This is a genomic window from Streptomyces sp. NPDC050416, assembly GCF_044458845.1.
In the GTDB taxonomy this organism is placed as follows: domain Bacteria; phylum Actinomycetota; class Actinomycetes; order Streptomycetales; family Streptomycetaceae; genus Streptomyces.
The window spans coordinates 429,518-454,173 of sequence record NZ_JBITII010000002.1 but is presented as its reverse complement, the minus strand read 5'-3'; the positions used below and the strand labels follow the sequence as shown (position 1 = coordinate 454,173).

Annotated in this window: 24 protein-coding genes; 8 read left to right on the top strand and 16 right to left on the bottom strand. The window is 71.8% G+C overall.

What is annotated here, in order from left to right:
* Nucleotides 1-116: 116 nt before the first annotated feature.
* Nucleotides 117-503, top strand: coding sequence for an STAS domain-containing protein (locus tag ACIBL4_RS07095; RefSeq protein WP_399407296.1), 387 nt, complete (start codon nt 117-119; stop codon nt 501-503).
* Here ACIBL4_RS07095 and ACIBL4_RS07090 read toward each other — a convergent pair.
* From ACIBL4_RS07090 to ACIBL4_RS07080, 3 genes are all read right to left on the bottom strand, one after another.
* Nucleotides 387-1,403 (bottom strand): sigma-70 family RNA polymerase sigma factor, encoded by a 1,017-nt coding sequence (locus ACIBL4_RS07090; protein ID WP_399407294.1) that lies wholly within the window; start codon nt 1,401-1,403, stop codon nt 387-389. The genes ACIBL4_RS07095 and ACIBL4_RS07090 overlap by 117 nt on opposite strands.
* Before the next feature lie 119 nt (nt 1,404-1,522).
* Nucleotides 1,523-2,707: a DNA polymerase III subunit beta gene (dnaN, locus tag ACIBL4_RS07085; RefSeq protein ID WP_399407292.1), complete on the bottom strand. Its 1,185-nt coding sequence runs from the start codon at nt 2,705-2,707 to the stop codon at nt 1,523-1,525.
* A gap of 102 nt (nt 2,708-2,809) precedes the next feature.
* Complete coding sequence (locus tag ACIBL4_RS07080; protein ID WP_399407290.1) at nt 2,810-4,081, bottom strand: MFS transporter; 1,272 nt, start codon at nt 4,079-4,081, stop codon at nt 2,810-2,812.
* A gap of 63 nt (nt 4,082-4,144) precedes the next feature.
* Between ACIBL4_RS07080 and ACIBL4_RS07075 the strand changes: the two genes are divergently transcribed.
* Nucleotides 4,145-5,107 (top strand): LysR family transcriptional regulator, encoded by a 963-nt coding sequence (locus ACIBL4_RS07075; protein ID WP_399407288.1) that lies wholly within the window; start codon nt 4,145-4,147, stop codon nt 5,105-5,107.
* A gap of 96 nt (nt 5,108-5,203) precedes the next feature.
* Here ACIBL4_RS07075 and ACIBL4_RS07070 read toward each other — a convergent pair whose 3' ends face one another.
* Nucleotides 5,204-5,962 carry an alpha/beta hydrolase gene (locus ACIBL4_RS07070; protein WP_399407286.1) on the bottom strand — a complete coding sequence of 253 codons (759 nt, stop codon included), beginning with the start codon at nt 5,960-5,962 and terminating at the stop codon, nt 5,204-5,206.
* 123 nt (nt 5,963-6,085) lie between these two features.
* On the opposite strand from ACIBL4_RS07070, the gene ACIBL4_RS07065 reads away from it, so the two are divergent.
* Nucleotides 6,086-7,243 (top strand): adenosine deaminase, encoded by a 1,158-nt coding sequence (locus ACIBL4_RS07065; RefSeq protein WP_399407284.1) that lies wholly within the window; start codon nt 6,086-6,088, stop codon nt 7,241-7,243.
* A 139-nt stretch (nt 7,244-7,382) separates the two neighbouring features.
* On the top strand, nt 7,383-7,739 hold the full coding sequence (locus ACIBL4_RS07060) for an ATP-binding protein (RefSeq protein ID WP_399407282.1): 357 nt from the start codon (nt 7,383-7,385) through the stop codon (nt 7,737-7,739).
* 95 nt (nt 7,740-7,834) lie between these two features.
* Here the strand turns inward: ACIBL4_RS07060 and ACIBL4_RS07055 are convergent, their stop codons facing one another.
* The 5 genes from ACIBL4_RS07055 to afsQ1 form a co-directional block, all read right to left on the bottom strand.
* The gene (locus ACIBL4_RS07055; protein ID WP_399407280.1) at nt 7,835-8,047 is read right to left on the bottom strand and encodes a PspC domain-containing protein; all 213 of its coding nucleotides are present in this window, start codon (nt 8,045-8,047) and stop codon (nt 7,835-7,837) included.
* A 62-nt stretch (nt 8,048-8,109) separates the two neighbouring features.
* A complete protein-coding gene (locus tag ACIBL4_RS07050; RefSeq protein WP_399407278.1) occupies nt 8,110-8,694 on the bottom strand; it encodes a VanZ family protein in 585 nt (194 codons plus the stop codon).
* Nucleotides 8,695-8,788: 94 nt separating this feature from the next.
* A complete protein-coding gene (locus ACIBL4_RS07045; protein WP_399407276.1) occupies nt 8,789-9,406 on the bottom strand; it encodes a hypothetical protein in 618 nt (205 codons plus the stop codon).
* Entirely contained in the window at nt 9,406-11,010 is a 1,605-nt protein-coding gene (locus tag ACIBL4_RS07040; protein WP_399407274.1) for an ATP-binding protein, read from the bottom strand. The genes ACIBL4_RS07045 and ACIBL4_RS07040 overlap by 1 nt, the downstream gene beginning before the upstream one ends.
* A complete protein-coding gene (gene afsQ1 / locus ACIBL4_RS07035) occupies nt 11,007-11,684 on the bottom strand; it encodes a two-component system response regulator AfsQ1 (RefSeq protein ID WP_150482700.1) in 678 nt (225 codons plus the stop codon). The genes ACIBL4_RS07040 and afsQ1 overlap by 4 nt, the downstream gene beginning before the upstream one ends.
* Before the next feature lie 237 nt (nt 11,685-11,921).
* Between afsQ1 and ACIBL4_RS07030 the strand changes: the two genes are divergently transcribed.
* Nucleotides 11,922-12,677: a SigE family RNA polymerase sigma factor gene (locus ACIBL4_RS07030; RefSeq protein WP_399407272.1), complete on the top strand. Its 756-nt coding sequence runs from the start codon at nt 11,922-11,924 to the stop codon at nt 12,675-12,677.
* A 234-nt stretch (nt 12,678-12,911) separates the two neighbouring features.
* On the opposite strand, the gene ACIBL4_RS07025 is transcribed toward ACIBL4_RS07030, so the two are convergent.
* The 4 genes from ACIBL4_RS07025 to deoC form a co-directional block, all read right to left on the bottom strand.
* Nucleotides 12,912-13,580 (bottom strand): uridine kinase, encoded by a 669-nt coding sequence (locus ACIBL4_RS07025; RefSeq protein WP_399407270.1) that lies wholly within the window; start codon nt 13,578-13,580, stop codon nt 12,912-12,914.
* Between the two features lie 551 nt (nt 13,581-14,131).
* The gene (locus ACIBL4_RS07020) at nt 14,132-15,019 is read right to left on the bottom strand and encodes an aldehyde dehydrogenase family protein (RefSeq protein ID WP_399407268.1); all 888 of its coding nucleotides are present in this window, start codon (nt 15,017-15,019) and stop codon (nt 14,132-14,134) included.
* A complete protein-coding gene (locus tag ACIBL4_RS07015; protein WP_399407266.1) occupies nt 15,012-16,448 on the bottom strand; it encodes an aldehyde dehydrogenase family protein in 1,437 nt (478 codons plus the stop codon). The genes ACIBL4_RS07020 and ACIBL4_RS07015 overlap by 8 nt, the downstream gene beginning before the upstream one ends.
* A gap of 20 nt (nt 16,449-16,468) precedes the next feature.
* Nucleotides 16,469-17,431: a deoxyribose-phosphate aldolase gene (deoC, locus tag ACIBL4_RS07010; protein WP_086565140.1), complete on the bottom strand. Its 963-nt coding sequence runs from the start codon at nt 17,429-17,431 to the stop codon at nt 16,469-16,471.
* A 114-nt stretch (nt 17,432-17,545) separates the two neighbouring features.
* Between deoC and ACIBL4_RS07005 the strand changes: the two genes are divergently transcribed.
* Nucleotides 17,546-18,262: a PH domain-containing protein gene (locus ACIBL4_RS07005; protein ID WP_399407264.1), complete on the top strand. Its 717-nt coding sequence runs from the start codon at nt 17,546-17,548 to the stop codon at nt 18,260-18,262.
* An 84-nt stretch (nt 18,263-18,346) separates the two neighbouring features.
* Here ACIBL4_RS07005 and ACIBL4_RS07000 read toward each other — a convergent pair whose 3' ends face one another.
* The 3 genes from ACIBL4_RS07000 to ACIBL4_RS06990 all read right to left on the bottom strand — a co-directional run bounded on the left by ACIBL4_RS07000 (nt 18,347) and on the right by ACIBL4_RS06990 (nt 21,731).
* A complete protein-coding gene (locus ACIBL4_RS07000) occupies nt 18,347-19,993 on the bottom strand; it encodes a phospho-sugar mutase (protein WP_399407262.1) in 1,647 nt (548 codons plus the stop codon).
* A 382-nt stretch (nt 19,994-20,375) separates the two neighbouring features.
* The gene (locus tag ACIBL4_RS06995; RefSeq protein ID WP_020274367.1) at nt 20,376-21,200 is read right to left on the bottom strand and encodes a purine-nucleoside phosphorylase; all 825 of its coding nucleotides are present in this window, start codon (nt 21,198-21,200) and stop codon (nt 20,376-20,378) included.
* A 93-nt stretch (nt 21,201-21,293) separates the two neighbouring features.
* Entirely contained in the window at nt 21,294-21,731 is a 438-nt protein-coding gene (locus ACIBL4_RS06990; protein ID WP_399407259.1) for a gamma-glutamylcyclotransferase, read from the bottom strand.
* 97 nt (nt 21,732-21,828) lie between these two features.
* On the opposite strand from ACIBL4_RS06990, the gene ACIBL4_RS06985 reads away from it, so the two are divergent.
* Together ACIBL4_RS06985 and ACIBL4_RS06980 are read left to right on the top strand one after the other, a co-directional pair.
* A complete protein-coding gene (locus ACIBL4_RS06985; protein ID WP_356927935.1) occupies nt 21,829-23,277 on the top strand; it encodes an NAD(P)H-quinone dehydrogenase in 1,449 nt (482 codons plus the stop codon).
* Between the two features lie 165 nt (nt 23,278-23,442).
* Nucleotides 23,443-24,417 (top strand): DeoR/GlpR family DNA-binding transcription regulator, encoded by a 975-nt coding sequence (locus ACIBL4_RS06980; protein ID WP_399407257.1) that lies wholly within the window; start codon nt 23,443-23,445, stop codon nt 24,415-24,417.
* Nucleotides 24,418-24,656 lie beyond the last annotated feature (239 nt).

Below are 24,656 nucleotides of genomic sequence, written 5' to 3'. Positions count from 1 at the left end.
ATGTGCATCGGACAGCGCGGGAGGGGCAGATGCATGGGGCATACAGCCAACCCTCCGGGGAAGGCCGTACCCAGGTCAATGTGATCCTTACGGCGCCGACAGGACGGACAGCCGCGATGAGTTACCGCCGCCCCCCCGGTCTACCGATCGTGGACGCCATGACACCCCCCGTGCTCGTGCTCCCCGGCCCCGTCGCCCGGGACGAGGTGAGCGGACTGAGCGACGACGTGAGGGCACTGCTGCGCACCAGCCGTGCCCGGGTCGTGGTGTGCGATGTCGGAGGCCTCGGGCCGCCGGGACTCGCCGCCGTCGACCTCCTCGCACGGCTCCAGCTGGCCGCCCGGCGAGCCGGGGGACGGATACGGCTGCGCGATCCCGATCCGGCCCTACACGCCCTCCTGGACCTGGTCGGTCTCCGCTTCGAGGTGGAGGGGCAGGTCGAAGAGCGGGAACCAGCGCTTGGTGTCGAGGAAGCAGTGGAACCCGGTGATCCGGCCGTCTGAGATCTCCAGCACCTGGACCGCCCACGGTGTGAAGCCGCCGGTCTCCGGGTCCGGCTTGTACTGGGCGAACCCGGGCAGGCCGTTGACCTGGACCGGCACCAGCCGGGAGCCCGCGCAGGGCGCGCCGAGCGTCGTCATGAAGCCCGTGATGTCGCTGACCCCGGTCAGCCACAGGTCGAACGGCGGCATCGTCATGACCGCGTCCTCGTGCAGCAGGGCCGTCAGCGCCGTCATGTCGTAGCCCTCGAAGGCCGCCACGTAGCGGTCCAGGAGCTTCTGCTGGTCCGCGTCCAGCGGGTCGGAGACGGCCGCTTCGGCGCCCGGCTCCTGCCGCTCGGCCAGGGTGGCGCGGGCTCGCTGGAGGGCGCTGTTGACCGACGCCACCGACGTCCCCAGCAGCTCGGCGACCTCGCTGGCCTTCCAGGCCAGCACCTCGCGCAGGATCAGCACGGCCCGCTGCTTGGCCGGCAGCTTCTGCAGGGCGGCCATGAACGCGAGCCGCACGGACTCCTTGGCTATCGCCGCCTCCGCCGGGTCCGCGGTCATGGGCAGCACGCGGGCGTCCGGCATGGGCTCCAGCCAGGTGTTGTCCGGGCGGGGGGAGAGGGCCGCCTGGGCGAGGGGGGTGGACTCGGTCAGGTCCATGGGCCTGGCGCGCTTGTTGCCCGCGGTCAGCATGTCCAGGCACACGTTGGTCGCGATGCGGTAGAGCCAGGAGCGGAGGCTGGAGCGGCCCTCGAACTTGTCGTAGCTGCGCCAGGCCCGGACCATCGTGTCCTGCACCGCGTCCTCGGCCTCGAAGGAGGAGCCGAGCATCCGGTAGCAGTACCCCGTCAGCTCGGTGCGGTGTGCCTCTAGCCTGGCGTCCAGGTCTGCCGGTGTCGCCGTGCCGTTCGTCATCGTCCACCCACCCCTGTGGAATTTCTGTCACGCGCCATCGCGTCCAGCACTTCGGAAGCTACCGCAGCCCACTGACAACGGCCCCCCGAGCGCACAAAAGCGCAGGCAGGAGCAGCGCTTCAGACCAGCTGTTTCACCGACATCAGCAGATGCCGATGCTCCCCGGCCATCCCCCCGGCCTTTTCCCGAGCCGTCTCACCGGCCATCCCCCCGCCCCCCTCCGCGGCCCCGCCGTCCGGCACCGCGTGCAGCAGCGCCCGCTGCCCCGACCCCAGCAGTTCCAGCCGTACGCGCGGGCTCTCGAAGGACGTCAGCGCGTCCAGCAGATAGGCCGGGTTGAAGGCCACCGGCATCTCGTCGGCGCCGGTCAGCGTGGCCGGCAGGCGCTGGGCGGCCACGTCGTCGCCGTAGCCGGCGCGCAGCATGACGGACCCGTCGGACGAGAAGTCCAGCCGCACCGGACTGTTCGCCTCCGCCACCACCGCGACCCGCCGCACGGCCTCCGCGAGCCCCTCGCACTCGACTTCGGCGACCGCGGCCCCCGTCATGTCGAACAGCGACCTGTACGTCGGCAGCCGCCCGTCGAGGAGCCGCAGCGCCGTCCGCGTCCGCCCGCCCTCGAAGCCGATCAGCCCGCCGCCCCCGGCCGGGTCCCAGCCGATCACCACGTCCCCGCCACGGCCCAGCGACCGCGCGACGTCCAGCAGGCGCCGCGCGGGCAGCAACACGTCCACCGCACCGTCGGCCGCCGCCCCCGGCCGCCACTCCAGCCGCCGCACGGCGTACCGGTAGCGGTCCGAAGCGGCCAGCGTCATCTCCCCGCCGTCCAGGCGCAGTTGGGCGCCCGTCAGCAGCGGCAGCGTCTCGTCCCGCCCGGCCGCGACGGCGACCTGGGCGACAGCGGTCGCGAACGCGGCGGCGTCCACCGTGCCGTACGGCGCGGGCGGCGCCGGCAGGGCCGGGTACTCGGCGAGGGGCAGCGTCGACAGCCCGAACCGCGTACCGCCCGCCTCCACCGTGAACCGCGATGCCTCCAGCGCGCAGCTCACCGGCCCGTCCGGCAGCACCCGGCAGACGTCCAGCAGCCGCCGCCCCAGGACGAGCACCCGCCCGGGCTCGGCGACCTCGGCGTCGGCCTCCACCCGTACCGCCGCCTCGAAGTCGAACCCCGTCACGGCCAGCCGCCCCGCGTCCGCCTCCAGCAGCAGTCCGCCGAGCACCGGCACCGGCGTCCGCGCGGGCAGCGCCCGTACCGTCCGGCCCACGGCCTCGGCGAACGCCGTACGGTCGATGCGGAACTCCATGAAAGATCCCCCTGGTCGAATCCGGTGGTCAGCAGACGCGGACGTTATCCGCACCCACTGACAACCGGCCCCGACCAGGGGGAAAGCCTCCGCCTTCGAGGCTCAGGCGGCCGTGGCCGGCCGCCGCTGCGTCCGTGCCGCCCGCGTTCCGAACACCGTGATCGTCACGACGCCCAGGACCGCCAGCAGGCCGACCCCGACCGTGCCGGCCCAGCCGCCCGCGTGGAAGGCGATCGCGCCGACCGTGCTGCCCGCGCTGGAGCCGATGTAGTAGGCCGACTGGTAGAGCGCCGAGGCCTGTGCGCGGCCGGTCGTGGCCGCCTTGCTGACCGCCGAGGAGGCCACGGCGTGTCCCGCGAAGAAGCCCGCCGTGATCAGGACCAGGCCCAGCAGGACCAGCGGCAGGGAGCCGGCCAGGGACAGCAGCAGACCCGCCGCCGTCGTACCGCCGCCCGCGTACAGCGCGCCCCGGCGGCCCAGCCGGCCCACCAGCCGGCCGGCCGTCGACGCCGACACCGTACCGACGAGGTACACCAGGAAGATCGAGCCGATGATGCCCTGCGGCAGCGAGAACGGCGCCTCGGTCAGCCGGTAGCCGATGACCGTGTACACACCGCCGAACACCGTCATGAACAGCGTGCCGATCGCGTACAGGCGGCACAGCAGCGGGTTCGACAGGTGGTCACGGACCGTTCGGGCCAGCACGCGCGGCCGCAGCGAACCGGTCCTGAAGTTCCTCGGGGCGGGGAGCAGCAGCCGGAAGGCCACCGCGCACGCCACGGCGATCGCGCCGATCACACCGACGGCGATCCGCCAGCCCCACTCCTGGGCGACCCAGCCGGTGATGACCCGGCCGCTCATCCCGCCGACGCTGTTGCCCGCGACGAACAGCCCGATCGCGGTGACCAGCGCCTTGGGGCTGACCTCCTCCGCGAGGTACGCCGTCGCCGACGCCGGCAGCCCGGCCAGCGCCGCGCCCTGGAGCGCCCGCAGCACGACCAGGACACCCAGCGACGGGGCGAAGGGCACCAGCAGCCCGACGGTCACCGCCACGGCCAGCGAGGCCGTCATGACCGTACGCCGTCCGAAGCGCTCCGACAGGGCGCTCATCGGCAGGACGAACAGCGCCAGCCCGCCCGTCGCGGCGGCCACCGTCCAGCTCGCGTCGCTCGCCGCCACCCCGAACTCGCCGGAGATCAGCGGGAGCAATGCCTGCGTGGAGTACAGCAGCGCGAAGGTCGCCACACCCGCGAGGAAGAGGGCGAGGCTCATCCGGCGGTAGCCGGGCCCGCCCGGGGACATGCGTGCGTCGGCTGCAGGGACAGAGGCATCGGCGCCCACGACGGTGGACGCCCCGGTACTGGCGGGAGACATGCCTCGAAACTACGTACGCGCGCACTGATCCGTCCAATGCATGGAACCGTCATAATCGTTCCCATGGTGCATCAACACAGTTCAACCGCTCGGCTGTCACCGTCCAGTGACACAGAAGACATGGCAGAGATGTCCAAGGTGCTGGCACCCCGTCTCGCGTACTTCGCCGGCGTCGCCCGCACCGAGCACGTCACCCGCGCCGCCCAGGAGATGAACGTCCCCCAGTCGACCCTCTCCCGGGCCATGGCCCGCCTGGAGCAGGACCTCGGCGTCGACCTCTTCGCCCGCCACGGCCGTACGGTCTCCCTCACCCCGGCCGGGCGCACCTTCCTCGCCTCCGTGGAGCGGGCCCTGGCCGAGGTCGAGCGCGCCGCAGAAGAGGTGCGGGCCGACGCCGACCCCGCCACCGGCAAGGTCGCCTTCGGCTTCCTGCACACCATGGGCGCCGAGACGGTCCCGGGCCTCCTCCAGGCCTTCCGCGCCGACCATCCGCGCGTCCGCTTCAGCCTCGTCCAGAACTACGGCGAGGCCATGCTCGAACGCCTCCGCGCCGGCGAGCTGGACCTGTGCCTGACGTCCCCCGTCCCCGACGCCCCCGACCTGGTCGCCCGCCGCCTCGACGAACAGAAGCTCCGTCTGGTCGTCCCCGCGGACCACTCCCTCGCGGGCCGCCGCCGCATCCGCCTCGCCGAGGCCGCGGACGAAATGTTCGTCACCCTGGAACCCGGCTACGGCCTCCGCCGCATCACCGACGACCTGTGCCAGGAGGCCGGCTTCAAGCCCCGCATCGCCTTCGAGGGCGAGGAGGCGGAAACCCTCAGGGGCCTGGTGGCAGCGGGCCTGGGAGTGGCCCTCCTGCCCCCGCCCGCCGTGCCCCGCCCGGGGGTCGTCGAACTGACGGTGACCGCTCCGCGCGCCGCTCGCGAAATCGGCGTGGCCTGGCTGGACGGCCACCCGGACACACCCCCGGTGGCAGCCTTCAAAAGGTTCCTGCTCTCAAGAAGAGGCAGTCTGCTGCCGACCTAGGGGCGCGGGGCTGTGTTCCATATGCGGCTCCGCCGCGTGGGCGCGACCGGCCACAGACAACCCGCACCCCGAAAACCACACCCACCCCGAACGGCGTTACCGCCGAGAAGGACTGAACCCCGCAGCCAACGGCATCCGCAACCCCAACGGCGGCGGCGCGGCCAGCGCATCCCGCACAGGCCGCGACACAGCCCGCCCGAACAACGCCCCCATCACGAAGTCCTCGGCCAACGCCAGCACTTCATCCCGGTACTGATGCAACCCGTGCCCGTCCGCGTGCACTTCGAACCGGCACACATCCCGGTTCGCCTTCTTCGCCCGCGCCGCCAGCCGGAACGACAACTCGGGATCCGTCCGCCCGTCGTTCGTGCCGTGCACGATCAGCACCTGCCGCCCCACCAGCTGCTTCACCGGTTCGGGTGTCCCGGCCACATCCTCCTCGGGCAGCCAAGGGGCGAGCGCCAGCACGGAGTTGACGGCCTCGTGGCCGGCCGCCCGCAGTCCGGCCCGGCCGCCCATGCCGATGCCGGCGAGGCAGACGGGGACGTCTCCGTAACGCCGTACGACCTCGTCGGCCGCCCAGGCCGCATCGGCCGCGAGGTTGGCCTCGCTGCCGTTCCAGCCCCGGCACCGGTAGTGCACCACGTGCGCGGCGAGACCCTCCTCCCGGCCCGCGCGGGCCAGCCGGCGCCCCAGGGCGCGCACGGAGGCGGTCGCGAGCAGGGGCGACGGTCTGCGGCTGGAGACCTCGTCACCACCGGGGAGCAGCAGCACCACGCCGCTCACCGCCGTCGGCTCCGGCCCGAGTGTCCTTCCCAGCCGGGCCCTGCCCGCCGGCGTCGCTTGGTGTGCCATGACAGAACAGTGTCAGAAGGGTGGGTGTACTCGACCCGTCCTGGGGATCACCGTTACGTATCGACGGAAACGTAAAGCAGCCGAGGACGCGCCATCTACGCGCGTAGGAGTTAGAGTGCGGAAATGACGAGCCAGACCATCGCGAACACCCCGACACCGGACCAGATCCACCGGGCGCCCAAGGTTCTGCTGCACGACCACCTCGACGGCGGGCTGCGCCCCGCCACGATCGTCGAGCTCGCCCACGCGACCGGCTATACCCAGCTTCCCGAGACCGACCCGGAGAAGCTCGGCGTCTGGTTCCGCGAGGCAGCCGACTCCGGTTCCCTGGAACGGTATTTGGAGACCTTCTCCCACACCGTCGGTGTCATGCAGACCCGCGACGCCCTGGTGCGGGTCGCCGCCGAGTGCGCCGAGGACCTCGCCGAGGACGGCGTCGTCTACGCCGAGGTGCGCTACGCACCCGAGCAGCACCTCGAAGGCGGTCTGAGCCTCGAAGAGGTCGTCGAGGCCGTCAACGAGGGGTTCCGGGAAGGGGAGCGCCGCGCCCGGGAGAGGGGCCTGCGCATCCGTGTCGGCGCCCTGCTCACCGCCATGCGGCACGCGGCCCGCGCCCTGGAGATCGCCGAACTCGCCAACCGGTACCGGGATCTGGGCGTCGTCGGCTTCGACATCGCGGGCGCCGAGGCCGGCTACCCGCCCACCCGGCACCTGGACGCGTTCGAGTACCTCAAGCGCGAGAACAACCACTTCACCATCCACGCCGGCGAGGCCTTCGGGCTGCCGTCCATCTGGCAGGCCCTCCAGTGGTGCGGCGCCGACCGGCTCGGGCACGGCGTGCGGATCATCGACGACATCCAGGTCCACGAGGACGGCAGCGTCGAACTCGGGCGGCTCGCCTCGTACGTCCGGGACAAGCGCATCCCGCTGGAGCTGTGCCCGAGCTCCAACCTCCAGACCGGGGCGGCGGCCTCGTACGCCGAGCACCCCATCGGGCTGCTGCGCCGGTTGCATTTCCGTGCCACGGTCAACACGGACAATCGTCTTATGTCGCACACCAGCATGAGCCGGGAATTCGAGCACCTTGTCGAGGCGTTCGGTTACACACTCGACGACATGCAGTGGTTCTCCGTCAATGCGATGAAATCAGCGTTCATTCCATTCGATGAACGACTGGCCATGATCAATGACGTGATCAAGCCCGGATATGCCGAGCTGAAATCCGAATGGCTGTTCCGGCAGACCGCATCTACCAGCGGTTCTTCGCCTTCGGAGGACTGACCCGAGAGTCATCGGCACCCAGGGAATGCGGGCGGTGCTCACAACCCGTCCGCATTTCGATGTTTGCGGCGGATGGCGCCGCGTGATTACGGTCGCTGGACCGCTCACACCCCGTCATCCCATTATGAGGACGCATTTCATGAAGCAGTCTGCTGCCAAGTCCCTCGGTGTCGCCGCCCTCGGTGCCGCCTTCGCCGCCGCCGGTGCGGGCGCCGCCAACGCCGCCGCCCCGGCCCTCCCGGGCACCGCTCAGACGCTGGAGACCGTCACCCAGGCGCTCCCGGCGGAGCAGCTCTCCCAGACGCTGCCGGGCTCGGGCGAGGCGCTGGGCCAGGGGCAGGCGGCGCCCGGTGCCGCTCTCGCCGCCGCCCAGCCGGTCGCCGAGCAGCTGCTCGCCGAGGGCCCGATCGGCCCGGGCGCCAAGCTGCTCGGCGGTCTGCCGGTGCAGGGCCTGCCCACGCACGGCCTCCCGGTGAACGGCGTTCCGGTCGGCTGACCCTCCCGCCCAGGCGGACACACGCCGATGGGGCGCACCCCGGGTCCGGGGGTGCGCCCCATCGGTGTTCCGTCGGTGTTCTGTCGAACAGGACGTCACCAGGCCGTCTGTGCCGTGTTCTGCACCTTGCTCTCCGAGGGCAGCAGGATCCACAGCGCGATGTACAGCAGGAACTGCGGGCCGGGCAGCAGGCACGAGACGAGGAAGATCACCCGCATCGTCGTCGCGGAGGTGCCGAAGCGCCGCGCCAGCGCGGCGCACACTCCGCCGATCATGCGGCCGTGGGTGGGGCGGGCGAGGCGTGACATGTGCGGCTCCTTCGTGAGGTGTCGTGAGGCCTCGGGTCCGAGTACCCCATCCGCACTCCACGCTACGGAGACGAAGGGGGCAAAGCGTCGCTCCACGGGGCGATCCCGACCCTGGGAATCGTCGGGGTCCGACCCTGAGCCGGCCCCTCCGGGGTCAGGGGCGTACGGGGCGGGCCCGCGGTGGTGCGGCGGCGCAGCCAGGAGCGGCCGGCCGGGACGAGCGCGAGATGCGCGAGGGCCACGCCCGCGGTGTTCAGGAACAGCGAATCGACGTCGACGACCTGACCGGGAACGCCGGTCTGGAGCAGCTCGATGCCCAGCGACAGCAGGGCCCCGGCCGTGACGGTGTTCACCAGGGACGCCAGCGGCGAGACCAGCAGTCTGCCGCTCGCAATCGGCAGCAGCACGCCCAGCGGGGCGAGCAGCGCCAGCCCCTCGCAGATCCGCCGGGCCGCCTCGGGCCAGCCCAGGGCGAGATCGGCCTGGATGCCGTGGAACGGCCGCAGATTGGCCGGCATCACCCAGGGAACGTCCAGCGGCCGCAGCGTGAGCCAGGCGACGAACGCGAGGTGTGCGACGAGGAGGACACCTCCTGTCACACGGATGCGGAACGCGGCGCTGCCGCCGATGGAGCCTTGACGCTGCACGCCCCCCAAGACGCGGCCTCCGGCAGGATCGGTTCCGGGATGGGCCCCGTCAGGCCGGTGAGGCATACGCCACAGCCGGGCGAACCCGGCCCGCTCACTCCCCGGCCGCGTCCTTGGAGGGCGGTTCCTTGCTGCCCGGCCGGGCCCGCACCTCGTCCGTGCACTCATACCGGCGCGGGGGGCCGGCACCGGGGCCGCCCAGGACCACGGAGCCGTTGCCCTCGGCGGCCGCCGAGTCGGAGAAGGTGCAGACGATCTGGGCCAGGGCGTACGAGGTGAGGCTGTCCGGCGCCATGCTCAGCCGCAGCGTGTCCTCCGGGTCACCGGGCCGGGGCCGGCCCACGGTGATGCCGCCGCGCACGTCCGTGCTGTAGCCGGCCTCCTTCTCGGCGGGCGACGGCTGCGCCGCGAGCTGGTCCAGCAGGCCCTGCGCCACCAGCATCCGCCGCTCGGAGTCGGCCGCGCCGTCCGGGACCCGCACGGTCCGGTCGACGGTCACCAGCGAGGACCCGCACAGCAGGAACACCTGCACCGGCAGCCCCCGCGCGGCCTGCGCCGACACGTCCGGCTCGGCGAGCGAACAGCGCACCCGCGAGGGCGCGGGCCCGAAGTTCGTCGGCACCTCCGTGGCCCGGATCCCGCAGCCGGCGAGCAGCAGGGCGAGCACGGACACGGCACCGATCCGGGCCCTGGAGACGAGGCGTGTGGTCATCAGGCGTCCCCCTTCGAGTCCGCGCCCTGGTCCCGGCCGGTGTCGTCCCCGTGCTTGTGCTCGCCCTCGGCGGGTTGTTCCCCCGGCGCGTACGTGTGGCGCGGGAGCCGCAGGGTGAACACCGCGCCCGAGTCGGGCGAGTTGGCCGCGGTGATCTCGCCGCCGTGGATGTGGGCGTTCTCCCGGGCGATGGACAGGCCCAGGCCGCTGCCCTCGGAGCGCGGCCGGGACGCGCTGGCCTTGTAGAAACGGTCGAAGACGTGCGGCAGGACGTCCTCGGGGATGCCGGGCCCGTGGTCCTGCACCTCGATGACGAGCGAGTCGTCCTCCACCCGGACGGACACCCGCACCGGGGAGCCGCCGTGCTTGAGCGCGTTGCCGATCAGGTTGGCCAGGATGACGTCCAGGCGGCGCGGGTCCAGTCGGGCGTGGATGCCGCGCTCGGCGTCCAGCTCGACCGCGTCCAGCCAGGCACGGGCGTCGATGCACGCGGTGATCTGGTCGGCGATGTCGACGTCGTCCAGGACGAGCCGGGCCGTGCCCGCGTCGAAGCGGGTGACCTCCATCAGGTTCTCGACGAGATCGTTCAGCCGCCGGGTCTCGCTGACCACCAGCCGGACGGCGGGCTCGATCATCGGGTCCATGCTCCCGGTCTCCGCCTCCAGCTCCTCCTCCAGCACCTCCGTCACGGCGGTGATGGCGGTGAGCGGCGTCCGCAGCTCGTGGCTCATGTCGGCGACGAACCGCCGGGACGCCTCGTCGCGCGCGGCCATGTCGGCGACCCGCTTCTCCAGCGCCTCGGCCGCCTTGTTGAACGTCCGTGACAGGTCGGCGAGTTCGTCGGTCCCGGACACGCTGAGCCGGGTGTCCAGCTTGCCCTCCCCGAGCCGCCGCGCGGCCGTCCCGAGCCGCTGCACCGGCTTCAGCACGGTCGTCGCCGCGGCCTGGGCGAGCAGCGCCGAGCCGATCAGCGCGAGCCCCGTTGCGATCCCCAGCGACCAGGCCAGCGAGTTGAGGTCCTTCGCCTCCGGCTCCAGCGACTTCAGCATGTAACCGGTCGGACCGCCGCCGATCACCCGCGTCCCGGCCACGAGGTACGGCGTGTCGTGGTCGACGACCCGCTGCCAGTACAGGTGGTACGGGTGCTTGTTCGACGCGTCGACCTTCTGCGCCCTGTTCACCGCCGTACGCAGCGAGACCGGCACGTCCCGCAGCGAGAAGCCGCTCAGCCCGCCGGAGCTGCCGTAGACGGTCCTGCCGTCGGCGTCCCTCGCGACCAGCAGCACGCTGAAGCGCTGGTCGCTGCCCGCCATCTGGCCCGCGGTGTGCTGGAGCTCGTCCTGCGTGGGCCGATCGGGCAGCGCACCGGCCCGGTTCTGCATCTCCTGCTCGAAGTCGCGCAGCACGGCGTCCTGGGCGCGGGTGAGCACGGCCTCGCGGTTGAGCCAGTACGCGATGCCGGACGCGGACACGGCGGCCGTCAGCGCCACCAGACCGAAGACGACGACCAGCCTCAGCCGCAGACTGGTGAAGCGCAGCCGCGACAGAACTCCCTTGCGCGCCGCGGTCCAGCCGCGGGTCCCCCCCTGGTTCCCCTGTGTCACTGAGGCGGATCCAGCCGGTAGCCGACACCCCGCACGGTACGGATCAGCGTCGGGGACGAGGGCACGTCCTCGACCTTGGCGCGCAGCCGCTGGACACACGCGTCCACGAGCCGCGAGTCGCCCAGGTAGTCGTGTTCCCACACCAGCCGCAGCAGCTGCTGCCGCGACAGCGCCTGCCCCGGCCGCCGGCTCAGCTCCAGCAGCAGCCGCAGCTCGGTCGGCGTGAGCTGGAGATCCTCGCCGTTCTTCGTCACCGTCATCGCCGAGCGGTCGATGACGAGGCTGCCGAAGCTCGCCGCGTCATTCGACTCCCGCTCGCCGCGCCGCAGCACGGCCCGGATCCGGGCGTCCAGCACCCGCCCCTGCACCGGCTTGACGACATAGTCGTCGGCGCCGGACTCCAGCCCGACGACCACGTCGATGTCGTCGTTGCGCGCGGTCAGCAGGATGATCGGCAACTGGTCCGTGCGCCGGATGCGCCGGCACACCTCGAACCCGTCGATGCCGGGCAGCATCACATCCAGCACGATCAGATCCGGCCGCTGCTCGCGCAGCAGCTTCAGACCGTCCTCACCACTGGCAGCGGTCGCCACCCGGTGACCCTGGCGCGTCAGTGAGAGCTCCAGGGCCGTCCGGATGGCGTCGTCGTCCTCGATCAGCAACAGGGAAGGCACGGGCACATTCTGGCCCATGGAGGGGTCACGGTTCGACATGTGGGCCGAGATGGGCCCCGCGCACAGCGCCGACGCCCGTGCACGGGGTGTGTCCGCCATATGGCCGACCCCTGTGACAGCTCTGTGACAGTCGGCGGACACGGCCATGAAAGTGCCGCGGCAAAGTTTTCGGCACAAGCAGGAAAGCCCGCCCGACCGGCGGGCCGCACACCGGAAGTCCACGACGGGGGGCGCGAGATGAACACGCTGCACGGCACCAGCACCAGCGCAGTGGTCACGCGTCTGCACGACGTGAGCCGGGGGTCCGAGAAGTCCGGTGCCGTGAGCGGGCGGGGGTGCGCTCGCGGCACCGGGCGTCAGCACACCGGGTTCATGACGGTCGTTGACGCACACACGGGGGACAGCAAGGGGACGGGGGCGGCTCACGGGGGAGCCGCGTACAGGGAGGACTCGGGGGAGCGCCGCTCGCTGTCGGAGGCGGAGTTCACCGCCTACGTCCAGGAGCGCCGCGCCTCCCTGTACGCCACCGCCTACCACCTCACCGGCGACCGCTTCGAGGCCGAGGACCTGCTGCAGAGCGCGCTGTTCTCGACCTACCGGGCGTGGGACCGCATCAGTGACAAGGCCGCGGTCGGCGGATACCTCCGCCGCACCATGACCAACCTGCACATCAGCGCCTGGCGGCGCCGCAAGCTCAACGAGTACCCGACCGAGGAACTGCCGGAGACGCCCGGCGACACGGACGCGATGCGCGGCACCGAACTGCGCGCGGTCCTGTGGCAGGCGCTGGCCCGGCTGCCGGAACTCCAGCGCACCATGCTGGTCCTGCGCTACTACGAGGGCCGCACGGACCCGGAGATCGCGGAGATCCTCGACATCAGTGTCGGCACGGTGAAGTCCAGCATCTGGCGGTCGCTCCGCCGGCTGCGCGAGGACGAGGTCCTCAGCTTCGGCCGTGACGAGGAGGACGCCTTCGGCGAGCTTGTCGCCTGAAGGCCGGGGGGAGCACCAAAGGGGCCCCACGGGGGAGGGAACCGGGGCCCACGGGGGACTGCGGAGACGCTGGGGGGCGTCTCCTCAGGACAGTGGGGGGACACGGGGGAACACGGGGGAGGACAACGGGGGAGCACAGAGCGGGACTGGAGGGCCGGGGGGTCCGTCCAGTCCCCTCTTTGCGCCTAAACCGGCGCCGCTCTCGCGGACGTGGTTGCTCGCCGTCGTGGTGCCTCAATTGACGGTTGCGGTGTACTTCCCTTTCACACACCGACCCGCAGCTGCATCGGCCAGCCGGCCCATCGCCTCGTCGCGGTCGCAGGCGTACGTGCCCAGCGCGGTCTGGCGGGCGACGATCGAGCGCTCCTGACGCATCAGACGCCAGCCGCGGCGCAGCAGGAACGGCACCGACTTGCGGCCCTCCCGCAGATCCCGCAGGAAGCGGCGGCGGAACGTCGTCACCGGGCCGCGGCTCAGACACAGCGCGTCGGCGAGGACGCCGAGCTCCCGGCAGCGCGTGACGATCTCCGCGGCGAAGATGCCCTCCGCGATGAACAGCGGGGTCCGCCCGATGTCCACCGTCTCGGTGCCGGTGCGGGCGCTGCGCGCGATGTCGTAGACGGGGACCTCCGTACGGCCCGTGCGGCACAGCCGGGTGATCGCGGCGACGGCCGTGTCCGCGTCCCACGACTCCGGATGATCCCAGTCGATGTCCGAACTCCCGGCCACCAGCGGCAGCGTCGGGTCGTCGCCCTCCTTGTAGAAGTCGTCGAGCCGCAGCACCGGGAGGCCGGAGTGGGCCGCGAGGAGGGACTTGCCGGAGCCGGAGGGGCCGCAGAGCAGCACGACTCGCGTCGGTATGGCCAGAGGAGAACTCACGGGACACCAGTGTGAGGCATCCATCGGGGGCCGTACGACCCCGCGTCGCCTTTGATGCGCGCGTCACACACGGGACAGGCGGCCGGGCGGCTCTCGCAGTAGCTCGGCGGCTCCGCAGCGGGACCTCCCCGACCAGCCAGGACACCGCGAACGCCACGGCGCACAGCGCGGCGGTGCCCGGCGCGACACCGTGCAGGCCCTCCACGACCCCCGTCCGGAAGGCGTGCCGGACGGGCACCGGCAGGCCCCGCAGCAGCGCGGGTGTGAGCTCGCCGCCGGTCAGCCGCGCGCCGTCGCCCCCGAGCCGGTCCGTGACGGTGGCGGTGAGCCGGCCGGTGCCTGTGGGCTGTCATGATCGACCGGGTGTCGCGTGCTGATAGCAGTACGCCCTCAACGCGGCCCGCAAGGACGACCGGGCCTGGGAGTTCGCGTTCGGCCTGGACTGCGTCCTCGACGGCATCGCGCAGCGCCTCGGGATCTGACGGCAGCGAGCGCGCAGAGAAGCCCCGGCCCTCCCGGACGGAGGAGGGCCGGGGCTTCCGCTGTGAGGGGCGCTCTAGTACGAGGAGCCCGACCTAGTACGAGGAGCCCGACGCGCCCAGTGACCCCGTGGGGTGCCAGACCGTTTTCGTCTCCAGGAACGCCGTCATGCGGTCGATGCCGGGCGTCTCCGCGTAATCCACAGGCTGTGGACGCAGGACGCGCTTGAGGTTGTCGGCCGCGGCGATCTCCAACTCCTTCGCGAGGGCCTCGTCGGCGCCCGCCAGATCGATCGCGTTGACGTCCTGGTGGGCGGCCAGCGGGGTCGCGATCTCCGCCGTGCGGCCCGACAGGACGTTGACCACACCGCCGGGGACGTCCGAGGTCGCCAGCACCTCGGCGAGGGACAGCGCGGGGAGCGGGGACTTCTCGCTCGCCACCACGACCGCCGTGTTGCCGGTCGCGATCACCGGGGCGAGCACCGACACCAGGCCCAGGAACGACGACTCCTGGGGCGCCAGGACCGCGACCACGCCCGTCGGCTCGGGGGAGGACAGGTTGAAGAACGGGCCGGCCACCGGGTTGCCGCCGCCGACCACCTGGGCGATCTTGTCGGTCCAGCCCGCGTACCAGACCCAGCGGTCGATCGTCGCGTCCACGACCGCCGCCGCCTTGGACTTCGACAGCCCCTCCGCGTCGGCCACCTCACGCGTGAACTGGTCGCGGCGGCCCTCCAGCATCTCCGCGACGCGGTAGAGGACCTGGCCGCGGTTGTACGCCGTCGCGCCGGACCAGGCGCCGAACGCCTTGCGGGCGGCCACGACCGCGTCACGGGCGTCCTTGCGGGAGGACAGGGGCGCGTTCGCCAGCCACTTGCCCTTCGAATCGGTCACCTCGTACACCCGGCCGCTCTCGGAACGCGGGAACTTCCCGCCGACGTACAGCTTGTAGGTCTTGAGGACACTCAGTCGCGTGTCAGACATCGAGGTACGCCTCCAGGCCGTGGCGGCCGCCCTCGCGGCCGAAGCCCGACTCCTTGTAACCGCCGAACGGCGATGTCGGGTCGAACTTGTTGAACGTGTTGGACCAGACCACACCCGCGCGGAGCTTGTTCGCGACCGCCAGGATGCGCGAGCCCTTCTCCGTCCAGACGCCGGCGGAGAGCCCGTACGGCGTGTTGTTGGCCTTGGCGACCGCCTCGTCCGGGGTGCGGAAGGTCAGGACCGACAGCACCGGGCCGAAGATCTCGTCGCGGGCGACGGTGTGCGCCTGGGTGACGTTCGTGAAGAGCGTCGGGGCGAACCAGTAGCCGCTCTCCGGCAGTTCGCAGGCCGGTGACCAGCGCTCTGCGCCCTCCGCCTCGCCTTGCTCGACGAGCGAGGTGATGCGCGTGAGCTGTTCCTCGGAGTTGATCGCGCCGATGTCCGTGTTCTTGTCGAGCGGGTCGCCGAGGCGGAGGGTCGACAGGCGGCGCTTGAGGGAGTCGAGGAGCTCGTCGTGGATCGACTCCTGGACCAGCAGGCGGCTGCCGGCGCAGCAGACCTGGCCCTGGTTGAAGAAGATGCCGTTGACGATGCCCTCGACGGCCTGGTCTACGGGTGCGTCGTCGAAGACGATGTTGGCGCCCTTGCCGCCCAGTTCGAGCGTGACCTTCTTGCGGGTACCGGCGACCGTACGGGCGATCTCCTTGCCGACGGCCGTGGAGCCCGTGAAGGCGACCTTGTTCACGTCCGGGTGGGCCACCAGCGCCGCGCCCGCGCCGCCGTAGCCGGGGAGGATGTTGACGACGCCCTTCGGCAGGCCCGCCTGGCGGCAGATGTCCGCGAAGAACAGCGCCGAGAGCGGGGTGGTCTCCGCCGGCTTCAGGACGACCGTGTTGCCGGTCGCGAGCGCCGGGGCGATCTTCCACGCCAGCATGAGGAGGGGGAAGTTCCAGGGGATGACCTGGCCGGCGACGCCGAGCGGCCTGGGGTTCGTGCCGAAGCCGGCGTGGTCGAGCTTGTCCGCCCAGCCCGCGTAGTAGAAGAAGTGCGCCGCGACCAGGGGGAGGTCCGCGTCGCGGGTCTCCTTGATCGGCTTGCCGTTGTCGAGGGTTTCGAGGACGGCGAGCTCGCGGGAGCGCTCCTGGATGATCCGCGCGATGCGGAACAGGTACTTGGCGCGCTCCGAGCCGGGCAGCGCCGCCCACTTCTCGAAGGCCTTGCGGGCCGCCTGTACGGCGCGGTCCACGTCCGCCTCGCCCGCCTGGGCGACCTCGGCGAGGACCTCCTCGGAGGACGGGCTGACCGTCTTGAAGACCTTGCCGTCGGCCGCCTCCACGAACTCGCCGTCGATGAACAGGCCGTACGAGGGCGCGATGTCGACGATCGAGCGGGACTCGGGGGCCGGGGCGTATTCGAATACCGATGACACGTTTTCCCTGTTCACGGGTATCAGTCCACCGTCACGTAGTCGGGGCCGGAGTAGCGGCCGGTGGCCAGCTTCTGGCGCTGCATCAGCAGGTCGTTCAGCAGCGAGGAGGCGCCGAAGCGGAACCAGTGGTTGTCCAGCCAGTCCCCGCCGGCGGTCTCGTTGACCAGGACGAGGAACTTGATGGCGTCCTTGGAGGTGCGGATGCCGCCGGCCGGCTTCACGCCGACCTGGATGCCGGTCTGTGCACGGAAGTCACGTACCGCCTCCAGCATGAGGAGCGTGTTCGCCGGGGTCGCGTTGACGGCGACCTTTCCGGTGGACGTCTTGATGAAGTCCGCGCCCGCCAGCATCCCGAGCCAGCTCGCGCGGCGGATGTTGTCGTACGTCGACAGCTCGCCCGTCTCGAAGATGACCTTCAGGCGCGCGGACGTGCCGCAGGCCTCCTTCACGGCGGTGATCTCGTCGTACACCTTCAAGTATCGGCCCGCGAGGAACGCCCCGCGGTCGATGACCATGTCGATCTCGTCGGCGCCGGCGGCGACGGCCTCACGGACGTCGGCCAGCTTTACGGTGAGCGGGGCGCGGCCGGCCGGGAACGCCGTGGCGACGGAGGCGACCTTCACGCCGGAGCCGGCGACGGCCTCCTTGGCCACGGCCACCATGTCGGGGTAGACGCAGACCGCGGCCGTCGCGGGCGCCGTACGGTCGGTCGGGTCGGGCCGGACCGCCTTCGCGCCGAGCGCCCGGACCTTGCCCGGGGTGTCCGCGCCTTCCAGCGTCGTCAGGTCGACCATCGAGATGGCGAGGTCGATGGCGTACGCCTTCGCGGTCGTCTTGATCGACCGCGTACCGAGGGAGGCCGCACGGGCCTCCAGTCCGACCGCGTCTACGCCGGGAAGCCCGTGGAGGAAGCGGCGCAGCGCGCTGTCGGACGCGGTGACGTCCTTGAGGGGGTGAGCTGCGGTGAGTGCAGAACTGGGCATGGTCACCAGACGAGCATATCTACGCGCGTAGCGGCTGTACAGCCCCTGGGTTTGGTCCCTGGGTTTGGCCGGGTGGGTAGCAGTGGTCTGCACACGGTCCGGCAGAATCGGAGCATGACGAGCCCCGAGTCCCAGTCGCCCGCGCCGCAGCCTCCGGAGCCCGAGTCCGAGGACCGGGTGTACCGGTCGGTTCCGGCCATCGCCGGTGGGGTGCTGCTGCTGGCCATCGCCGGATGGCTCGGCATCGACGCGATCGTCTCGGGCGAGGGGCGGACGCCGTGGATGGCGCTCGCCGTGCTGATCCTCATCGTGCCGCTGGTCGCCGCGTTCACGCTGCGCCCCGCCGTGTACGCGGGTGACGACCGGCTGCGTATCCGCAACCCGTTCCGCGTCGTCGTGGTCCCCTGGGGGCAGGTCGCCTCGCTGAAGTCCGCCTACTCGAACGAGGTCGTCACCGAGTCCGGCGCGAAGTACCAGCTGTGGGCCGTGCCCGTGTCGCTGCGGGCCCGCAAGAAGGCCGCGCGGCGTGAGATGCGGGCGACCGCGCAGGCACGGCGGCACATGGGGCGGGACGAGGGGCGCGGCAGTGCGCTCGGGATGCGTGCGGGGCTGGGCTCGGGGCCTGGGCAGGGTCTCGCCGGCGGCCCGGTGTCGGACGGGCCCGCGCGGGCGGAGACCGACCGGATCATGGATGAGCTGCGGGGGCTGCACGAGGCGCGGCGCCGGGCGGAGACGGCGCAGGGGGAGGTGACCGTGCGGTGGGCGTACGAGGTGGTGGGGCCGGCGGTTGCCGGGGCGTTGCTTGTGCTGATTCTGGTGGTGGTGGGGTGAGGGTGGGCCCGTTGGCCCATCGGCCCCGGCCGGGTGCTCGGCTGCGCCGGGGCCGTTCTTGTGGGCGTACGACCGCGGGTGCGGTCAGATGCCTGTCGCTGTCGACAGGTCGCGTTTGATCGACTCCAGTCGAGCCGTCGCCTGTGCGCGGGCCTGGGGGAGCTCGGCGTGGGCCGCGACCGGGATCACGACCTCCAGGTAGCACTTCAGCTTCGGCTCCGTGCCGCTCGGGCGGACGATCACCCGGGCGCCGTCGAGGGTGTAGCGCAGGCCGTCGGTGGGCGGGAGGGCGTCCGTGCCCTGGGTGAGGTCGTCGGTGCGGGTGATCGGCAGGCCGGCGAGTTCGGTCGGGGGCTGTTCGCGCAGGCGGCGCATCGCGGCGGCGATCAGGGACAGGTCCTCGACGCGGACCGAGAGCTGGTCCGTGGCGTGCAGGCCGTGTTCCACGGCCAGGTCGTCGAGGAGGTCGAGGAGGGTGCGGCCCTCCTCCTTGAGCTGCGACGCCAGTTCCGTGATCAGGAGCGCGGCCGTGATGCCGTCCTTGTCGCGTACGCCGTCCGGGTCGACGCAGTAGCCGAGGGCCTCCTCGTAGCCGTAGCGCAGGCCCTCCGCGCGGGCGATCCACTTGAAGCCGGTGAGGGTCTCTACGTGGGGGAGGCCGGCCTTCTCGGCGATGCGGCCGAGGAGGGAGGAGGAGACGATCGACTCCGCGAAGGTGCCGGTCGCTCCGCGGCGGACCAGGTGGGCGGCGAGCAGCGCGCCGACCTCGTCGCCGCGGAGCATGCGCCAGTCGGCGCCGTTCTGGCCGTCCTGTACGGCGACGGCGCAGCGGTCCGCGTCCGGGTCGTTGGCGATGATCAGGTCGGGGGCGGGAGTGAGCGCGCGGGCCGTCGCGAACGCCAGGTCCATCGCGCCGGGCTCCTCCGGGTTGGGGAACGCGACGGTCGGGAACTCCGGGTCGGGTTCGGCCTGCTCCGCGACGAGGACCGGTTCCGGGAAGCCGGCGCGGGCGAAGGCGGCGAGGAGGACGTCCTTGCCGACGCCGTGCATCGCCGTGTACACCGTGCGGGCCGTGCGGGGGGAATCCTTGGCGAGTACGGCGTCGGTGCGGGCGAGGTAGGCGTCGAGGACGCTGTCGTCGAGGGTGTCCCAGCCTTCGGTGGGGCGGCGGACCGTGGTGAGGGACGGGACGGCGGCGATCTCCGCGGCGATCTCGGTGTCCGCCGGGGGGACGATCTGGGAGCCGTCGCCGAGGTAGACCTTGTAGCCGTTGTCGCGGGGCGGGTTGTGGCTGGCGGTGACCTCCACGCCGGCGACCGCGCCGAGGTGCCTTATCGCGAAGGCGAGGACGGGAGTGGGGAGGGGGCGGGGGAGGACGGCTGCGCGGAGGCCGGCGCCGGTCATGACGGCGGCGGTGTCGCGGGCGAAGTCGTGCGACTTGTGGCGGGCGTCGTAGCCGATGACGACGAGGCCGTCGTGGTGGCCCTGCTTCTTGAGGTACGCGGCGAGGCCGGCGGCCGCGCGGATGACGACGGAGCTGTTCATGCGCATGGGGCCGGCGCCGAGTTCGCCGCGGAGGCCGGCGGTGCCGAACTGGAGGGTGCCGCTGAAGCGGGCGGCGAGTTCGGTGTGGTCCTGGGCGTCGATGAGGCGGGCGAGCTCGGTGCGGGTTTCCGGGTCGGGGTCCTCGGTGAGCCACGCCTGGGCCTGTGCGATGAGTTCGTCGTGCACGGTCTGTGTCAGCCTCTCCGTTGTGTGGGTGGTGCTGGGTGCCTGCGGCGGCCTGTGGCTGCTTCGGTGGGGGTGCGCGGAGCGCCTGCGGCTGGCTTGTGGGTCGGGGCCGCGCCGGGGGGTGTCCGTCCTCGGAACGGCGCGATGGGATTGCGTACCGACTAACCGTTCCGTTGACGCGCCAACCGCTGCGGGCGGACACCCCCCGACACGTCCCCGTCTCGCCGTCGGCGGGTACGGGCGCGCCTGGCTGCGGGCAGTCGTGCCTCCTCCAGTTCCTTAAGGGTCTGGGAGGTGCCCCCAGGCGGCACGGGTGGGCGCAGCGGCACCCCGCTCCGCCGGGCTGCGGACCCACCCGGCCCAGGCAACCACGCCGGGTTGCTTACAGGCGGCCCAGGACCTGGGCGAGCAGTGAACCCATGCGCGTCGCGGAGTCGCGGCCGGCCTGGAGGACCTCTTCGTGGTTCAGGGGCTCTCCGGTCATGCCCGCCGCCAGGTTCGTGACGAGGGAGATGCCCAGAACCTCCGCACCCGCCTCACGCGCGGCGATCGCCTCCAGGACCGTCGACATGCCCACCAGGTCCGCACCGATGACCCGGGCCATACGGATCTCCGCCGGAGTCTCGTAGTGCGGGCCGGGGAACTGGGCGTAGACGCCCTCCTCCAGCGTGGGGTCGACCTCCTTGCACAGGGCCCGCAGGCGCGGGGAGTAGAGGTCGGTGAGGTCGACGAAGTTGGCGCCGATGATGGGCGAGGTGGCGGTGAGGTTGATGTGGTCGCTGATCAGGACCGGCTGGCCGGGGCGCATACCCTCGCGCAGGCCGCCGCAGCCGTTCGTGAGGACGATCGTCTTGCAGCCGGCCGAGACCGCGGTGCGGACGCCGTGCGCGACCGCTGCCACGCCGCGGCCCTCGTAGTAGTGCGTACGGCCGAGGAAGACCAGGGCGCGCTTGTTGCCGATCCGGTACGAGCGGATCTTGCCTCCGTGGCCCTCGACCGCCGGGGGCGGGAAGCCGGGCAGCTCGGTGACCTGGAGCTCGGCCTCGGGGGCACCGAGGGCGTCCACGGCCGGAGCCCAGCCGGAGCCCATCACGAGGGCGACGTCGTGGGTCTCGGCGCCCGTGAGTTCGCGCAGGCGGGCCGCGGCGGCGTCGGCGGCGGCGTGGGGGTCGCCCTGGATGTCGTCCGGAAGAAGAGATGCGTTCACGCGCACGAGGGTAGCCGGTGATTGCCTACGCGCGTAGATGGTGGACCTCACGGGGTGGCGATCGTTGTCTTGTCGTTTCCGACGAAGAGAGGGTCAGCAGGGGCGCTTGCGGAGTTCCATGACGTAGTCGTGGGGGGCGCCGGCCGACTCGGCCGCGTCGGCGATCTCGCCCAGGTGGCGGGCGGAGGGCAGGCCGCCCTCGTAGGCGTTGAGGGTGAAGGCCCACGCCTGTTCGTCACCCTCCAGGGTGTGGACCCGTACGCGTGTGCGGCGGTAGATGTCGAGCCCCACGCCCTCCCAGCGGTCGAGTGACTCCTCGTCCATGGGGGCGATGTCGTACAGCGCGACGAAGACCTGGGAGAGGGGGTCCTCGACGATCGTCGGCAGGGCGCCCTCCCAGCCCATGTGCTCGCCGCCGAAGGTCAGCCGCCACCCGTTCAGCCAGCCGGTGGCGCGCAGCGGCGAGTGCGGGGCGCGGCGGGACATCAGCCGCGCGTCGAGGTTGCCGGCGTACGCGGCGTAGAGCGACATGGGGAGAGGGTACGGCAGGTGCCCGGGAGTCACTCGCGTAACGGAGCCGCATCGGCGGCGGGCCCCGGGGCGGTGCCATGTTGATGGGTGCGGGACAATGGGGTACGTGACTCGGATCGTGATCATCGGTGGCGGACCCGGCGGATACGAAGCGGCGCTGGTGGCCGCTCAACTCGGCGCGGAGGTGACCGTCGTCGATTGCGACGGTCTGGGCGGGGCGTCGGTGCTCACCGACTGCGTGCCGTCGAAGACCCTGATCGCCACGGCCGAGGTGATGACCACCTTCGACTCGTCCTACGAGGAGCTGGGGATCATCGTCGCGGACGACACCCCGCCCCTGGAGCAGAGCGCCCGGGTCGTGGGCGTCGACCTGGGGAAGGTCAACCGGCGTGTGAAGCGGCTCGCGCTCGCCCAGTCGCACGACATCACGGCCTCCGTGACGCGTGCCGGGGCGCGTGTCCTGCGCGGGCGCGGGCGGCTGGAGGGCATGCAGGCGCTCGACGGGTCGCGCAAGGTCGTGGTGCGCGCCGCCGACGGGAGTGAAGAGACCCTGACGGCGGATGCCGTGCTCATCGCCACCGGCGGGCATCCCCGCGAGCTGCCCGACGCCCAGCCCGACGGCGAGCGGATCCTGAACTGGACCCAGGTGTACGACCTCGACGAGCTCCCCGAGGAGCTGATCGTGGTCGGGTCGGGTGTGACCGGTGCCGAGTTCGCCGGTGCCTACCAGGCGCTGGGGTCGAAGGTGACGCTCGTGTCGTCGCGGGACCGCGTGCTGCCGGGTGAGGACCCGGACGCGGCGGCCGTACTGGAGGAGGTCTTCCGGCGGCGCGGCATGAACGTCATGGGACGCACCCGGGCGCAGTCCGCCAAGCGGGTCGGGGACCGGGTCGAGGTGACCCTCTCCGACGGGCGGGTGATCACCGGGTCGCACTGCCTCATGGCCGTCGGCGCCGTTCCGAACAGCTCGGGCATGGGGCTGGAGGAGGCCGGGGTCCGGCTGCGCGAGTCCGGTCACATCTGGACCGACAAGGTGTCGCGTACGACCGCTCCGGGCGTGTACGCGGCCGGTGACGTGACGGGCGTGTTCGCCCTCGCCTCCGTGGCCGCCATGCAGGGACGTATCGCCATGTACCACTTCCTGGGCGATGCCGTGGCCCCGCTGAACCTCAAGACCGTCTCGTCGAACGTCTTCACCGACCCGGAGATCGCCACCGTGGGCTACACCCAGGCCGACGTCGACGGCGGGAAGATCGACGCCCGGGTCGTGAAGCTGCCGCTGCTGCGCAACCCGCGCGCGAAGATGCAGGGCATCCGCGACGGCTTCGTCAAGATCTTCTGCCGGCCGGGGACCGGGATCGTGGTCGGTGGTGTCGTCGTGGCGCCGCGTGCCTCGGAACTGATCCACCCCATCTCGATCGCGGTCGACAACAATCTGACCGTCGAACAGATTGCGAACGCCTTCACCGTCTATCCCTCGCTGTCGGGCTCGATCGCCGAGGTGGCACGGCAGTTGCACACCCGGAAGGACACAGGCGAGGGCTGAGGCCGGATCCGGTTCCTCGCTGGTCACGGGGAGTGTTCGACCATTCGTGCGGCATAGGCGGCGCGACTAGGCCCTATACCACTTCGCACTGCTCCGTGCGAACATCTTCTGCTATTCAGCGCAAACTGCTGAAAGCAGACGGTCGCTGGCGTTACTGTCAGTTTCGTGTTCGCTGCAGAACGTCGCCAATTGATCCTCGAAATGGTGCGAGCGAACGGGGCCGTGTCGCTCCGTGAGCTCGCCCGCGTCGTCCAGACCTCCGAAGTGACCGTACGGCGGGACGTGCGCGCGCTGGAGGCAGAAGGACTCCTCGACCGCCGGCACGGCGGTGCGGTACTGCCGGGCGGTTTCACGCGGGAGTCCGGCTTTCCGCAGAAGTCTCATCTCGCGACCGCCGAGAAGACCGCCATCGCCGACCTCGCCGCGAGTCTCGTGGAGGAGGGTGAGGCGATCGTGGTCGGGGCGGGTACGACGACCCAGGAGCTGGCCCGCCGGCTCGCCCGGGTGCCCGGGCTGACCGTCGTCACCAACTCACTGCTGGTCGCCCAGGCGCTGGCCCATGCCAACCGGGTCGAGGTCGTGATGACCGGCGGTACGCTCCGCGGCTCGAACTACGCCCTGGTCGGCAGCGGTGCCGAGCAGTCCCTGCACGGGCTGAGAGTGTCGCGGGCGTTCCTGTCCGGGAGCGGTCTGACCGCGGAGCGCGGGCTGTCCACGTCCAACATGCTGTCGGCGTCGGTCGACCGGGCGCTGGTGCAGGCCGCCGCGGAGGTGGTGGTCCTCGCGGACCACACCAAGCTCGGGACGGACACGATGTTCCAGACCGTGCCGACGGACCTCATCACCCGCCTCGTGACGGACGAGCCGCCCGCCCATGACGACCGTGCGGGTACGGAGCTTCAGGCGCTCGCCGATCAGGGTGTGCAGATCACTGTCGCGGGGGCGCCGGGGGGGTCGGCCGGGGCGGGAGGCCCCGGGGGTGATGCCGGCCCGGGGCGTCAGCAGCGGCGGGATGTGCCGTTGCCCGGGCCTCGGCGGCAGGTGCCGGGGGCGGGGAGTGGGTTGCGGTCGGCCACGATGCTCGGGGAGCAGAGTCCTGGGGCGGAGCGGGCGAGGGTTGCGGATCTGCGGCGGCGTTGAGCCGGCGGGTGGGTTGAGTCGCCGCTGGTTGCCAGGTGCTCGGCGATGTCGCCCGGGCCGGGGCGTTGCGCAACCCGGCGCTGCGGGGTGCCGCTGCGCCCACCCGTGCCGCCCTGGGGGTACCTCCCAGGCCCTTAAGGCACTGGGGGAGGCACGACTGCCCGCAGCTAAGCGGCGGCGCGACTGACCGCGGCTCAGCGGTACGACTGCCCGCAGCTAGGCTGCGGCGCGGCCCCGAG

Coding starts and splice junctions, on each gene's coding strand:
- ACIBL4_RS07095 (WP_399407296.1), top strand. CDS start 117: ATGAGTTACCGCCGCCCCCCCGGTCTACCGATCGTGGACGCCATGACA.
- ACIBL4_RS07030 (WP_399407272.1), top strand. CDS start 11,922: ATGAACACGCTGCACGGCACCAGCACCAGCGCAGTGGTCACGCGTCTG.
- ACIBL4_RS07065 (WP_399407284.1), top strand. CDS start 6,086: ATGACGAGCCAGACCATCGCGAACACCCCGACACCGGACCAGATCCAC.
- ACIBL4_RS07025 (WP_399407270.1), bottom strand. CDS start 13,580: ATGGATGCCTCACACTGGTGTCCCGTGAGTTCTCCTCTGGCCATACCG.
- ACIBL4_RS06990 (WP_399407259.1), bottom strand. CDS start 21,731: ATGTCGCTCTACGCCGCGTACGCCGGCAACCTCGACGCGCGGCTGATG.
- ACIBL4_RS07080 (WP_399407290.1), bottom strand. CDS start 4,081: ATGTCTCCCGCCAGTACCGGGGCGTCCACCGTCGTGGGCGCCGATGCC.
- ACIBL4_RS07055 (WP_399407280.1), bottom strand. CDS start 8,047: ATGTCACGCCTCGCCCGCCCCACCCACGGCCGCATGATCGGCGGAGTG.
- ACIBL4_RS07045 (WP_399407276.1), bottom strand. CDS start 9,406: ATGACCACACGCCTCGTCTCCAGGGCCCGGATCGGTGCCGTGTCCGTG.
- ACIBL4_RS07060 (WP_399407282.1), top strand. CDS start 7,383: ATGAAGCAGTCTGCTGCCAAGTCCCTCGGTGTCGCCGCCCTCGGTGCC.
- ACIBL4_RS07075 (WP_399407288.1), top strand. CDS start 4,145: ATGGTGCATCAACACAGTTCAACCGCTCGGCTGTCACCGTCCAGTGAC.
- ACIBL4_RS07070 (WP_399407286.1), bottom strand. CDS start 5,962: ATGGCACACCAAGCGACGCCGGCGGGCAGGGCCCGGCTGGGAAGGACA.
- dnaN (WP_399407292.1), bottom strand. CDS start 2,707: ATGGAGTTCCGCATCGACCGTACGGCGTTCGCCGAGGCCGTGGGCCGG.
- ACIBL4_RS07005 (WP_399407264.1), top strand. CDS start 17,546: ATGACGAGCCCCGAGTCCCAGTCGCCCGCGCCGCAGCCTCCGGAGCCC.
- deoC (WP_086565140.1), bottom strand. CDS start 17,431: ATGCCCAGTTCTGCACTCACCGCAGCTCACCCCCTCAAGGACGTCACC.
- ACIBL4_RS07090 (WP_399407294.1), bottom strand. CDS start 1,403: ATGACGAACGGCACGGCGACACCGGCAGACCTGGACGCCAGGCTAGAG.
- ACIBL4_RS06985 (WP_356927935.1), top strand. CDS start 21,829: ATGGGGTACGTGACTCGGATCGTGATCATCGGTGGCGGACCCGGCGGA.
- ACIBL4_RS07020 (WP_399407268.1), bottom strand. CDS start 15,019: ATGTCTGACACGCGACTGAGTGTCCTCAAGACCTACAAGCTGTACGTC.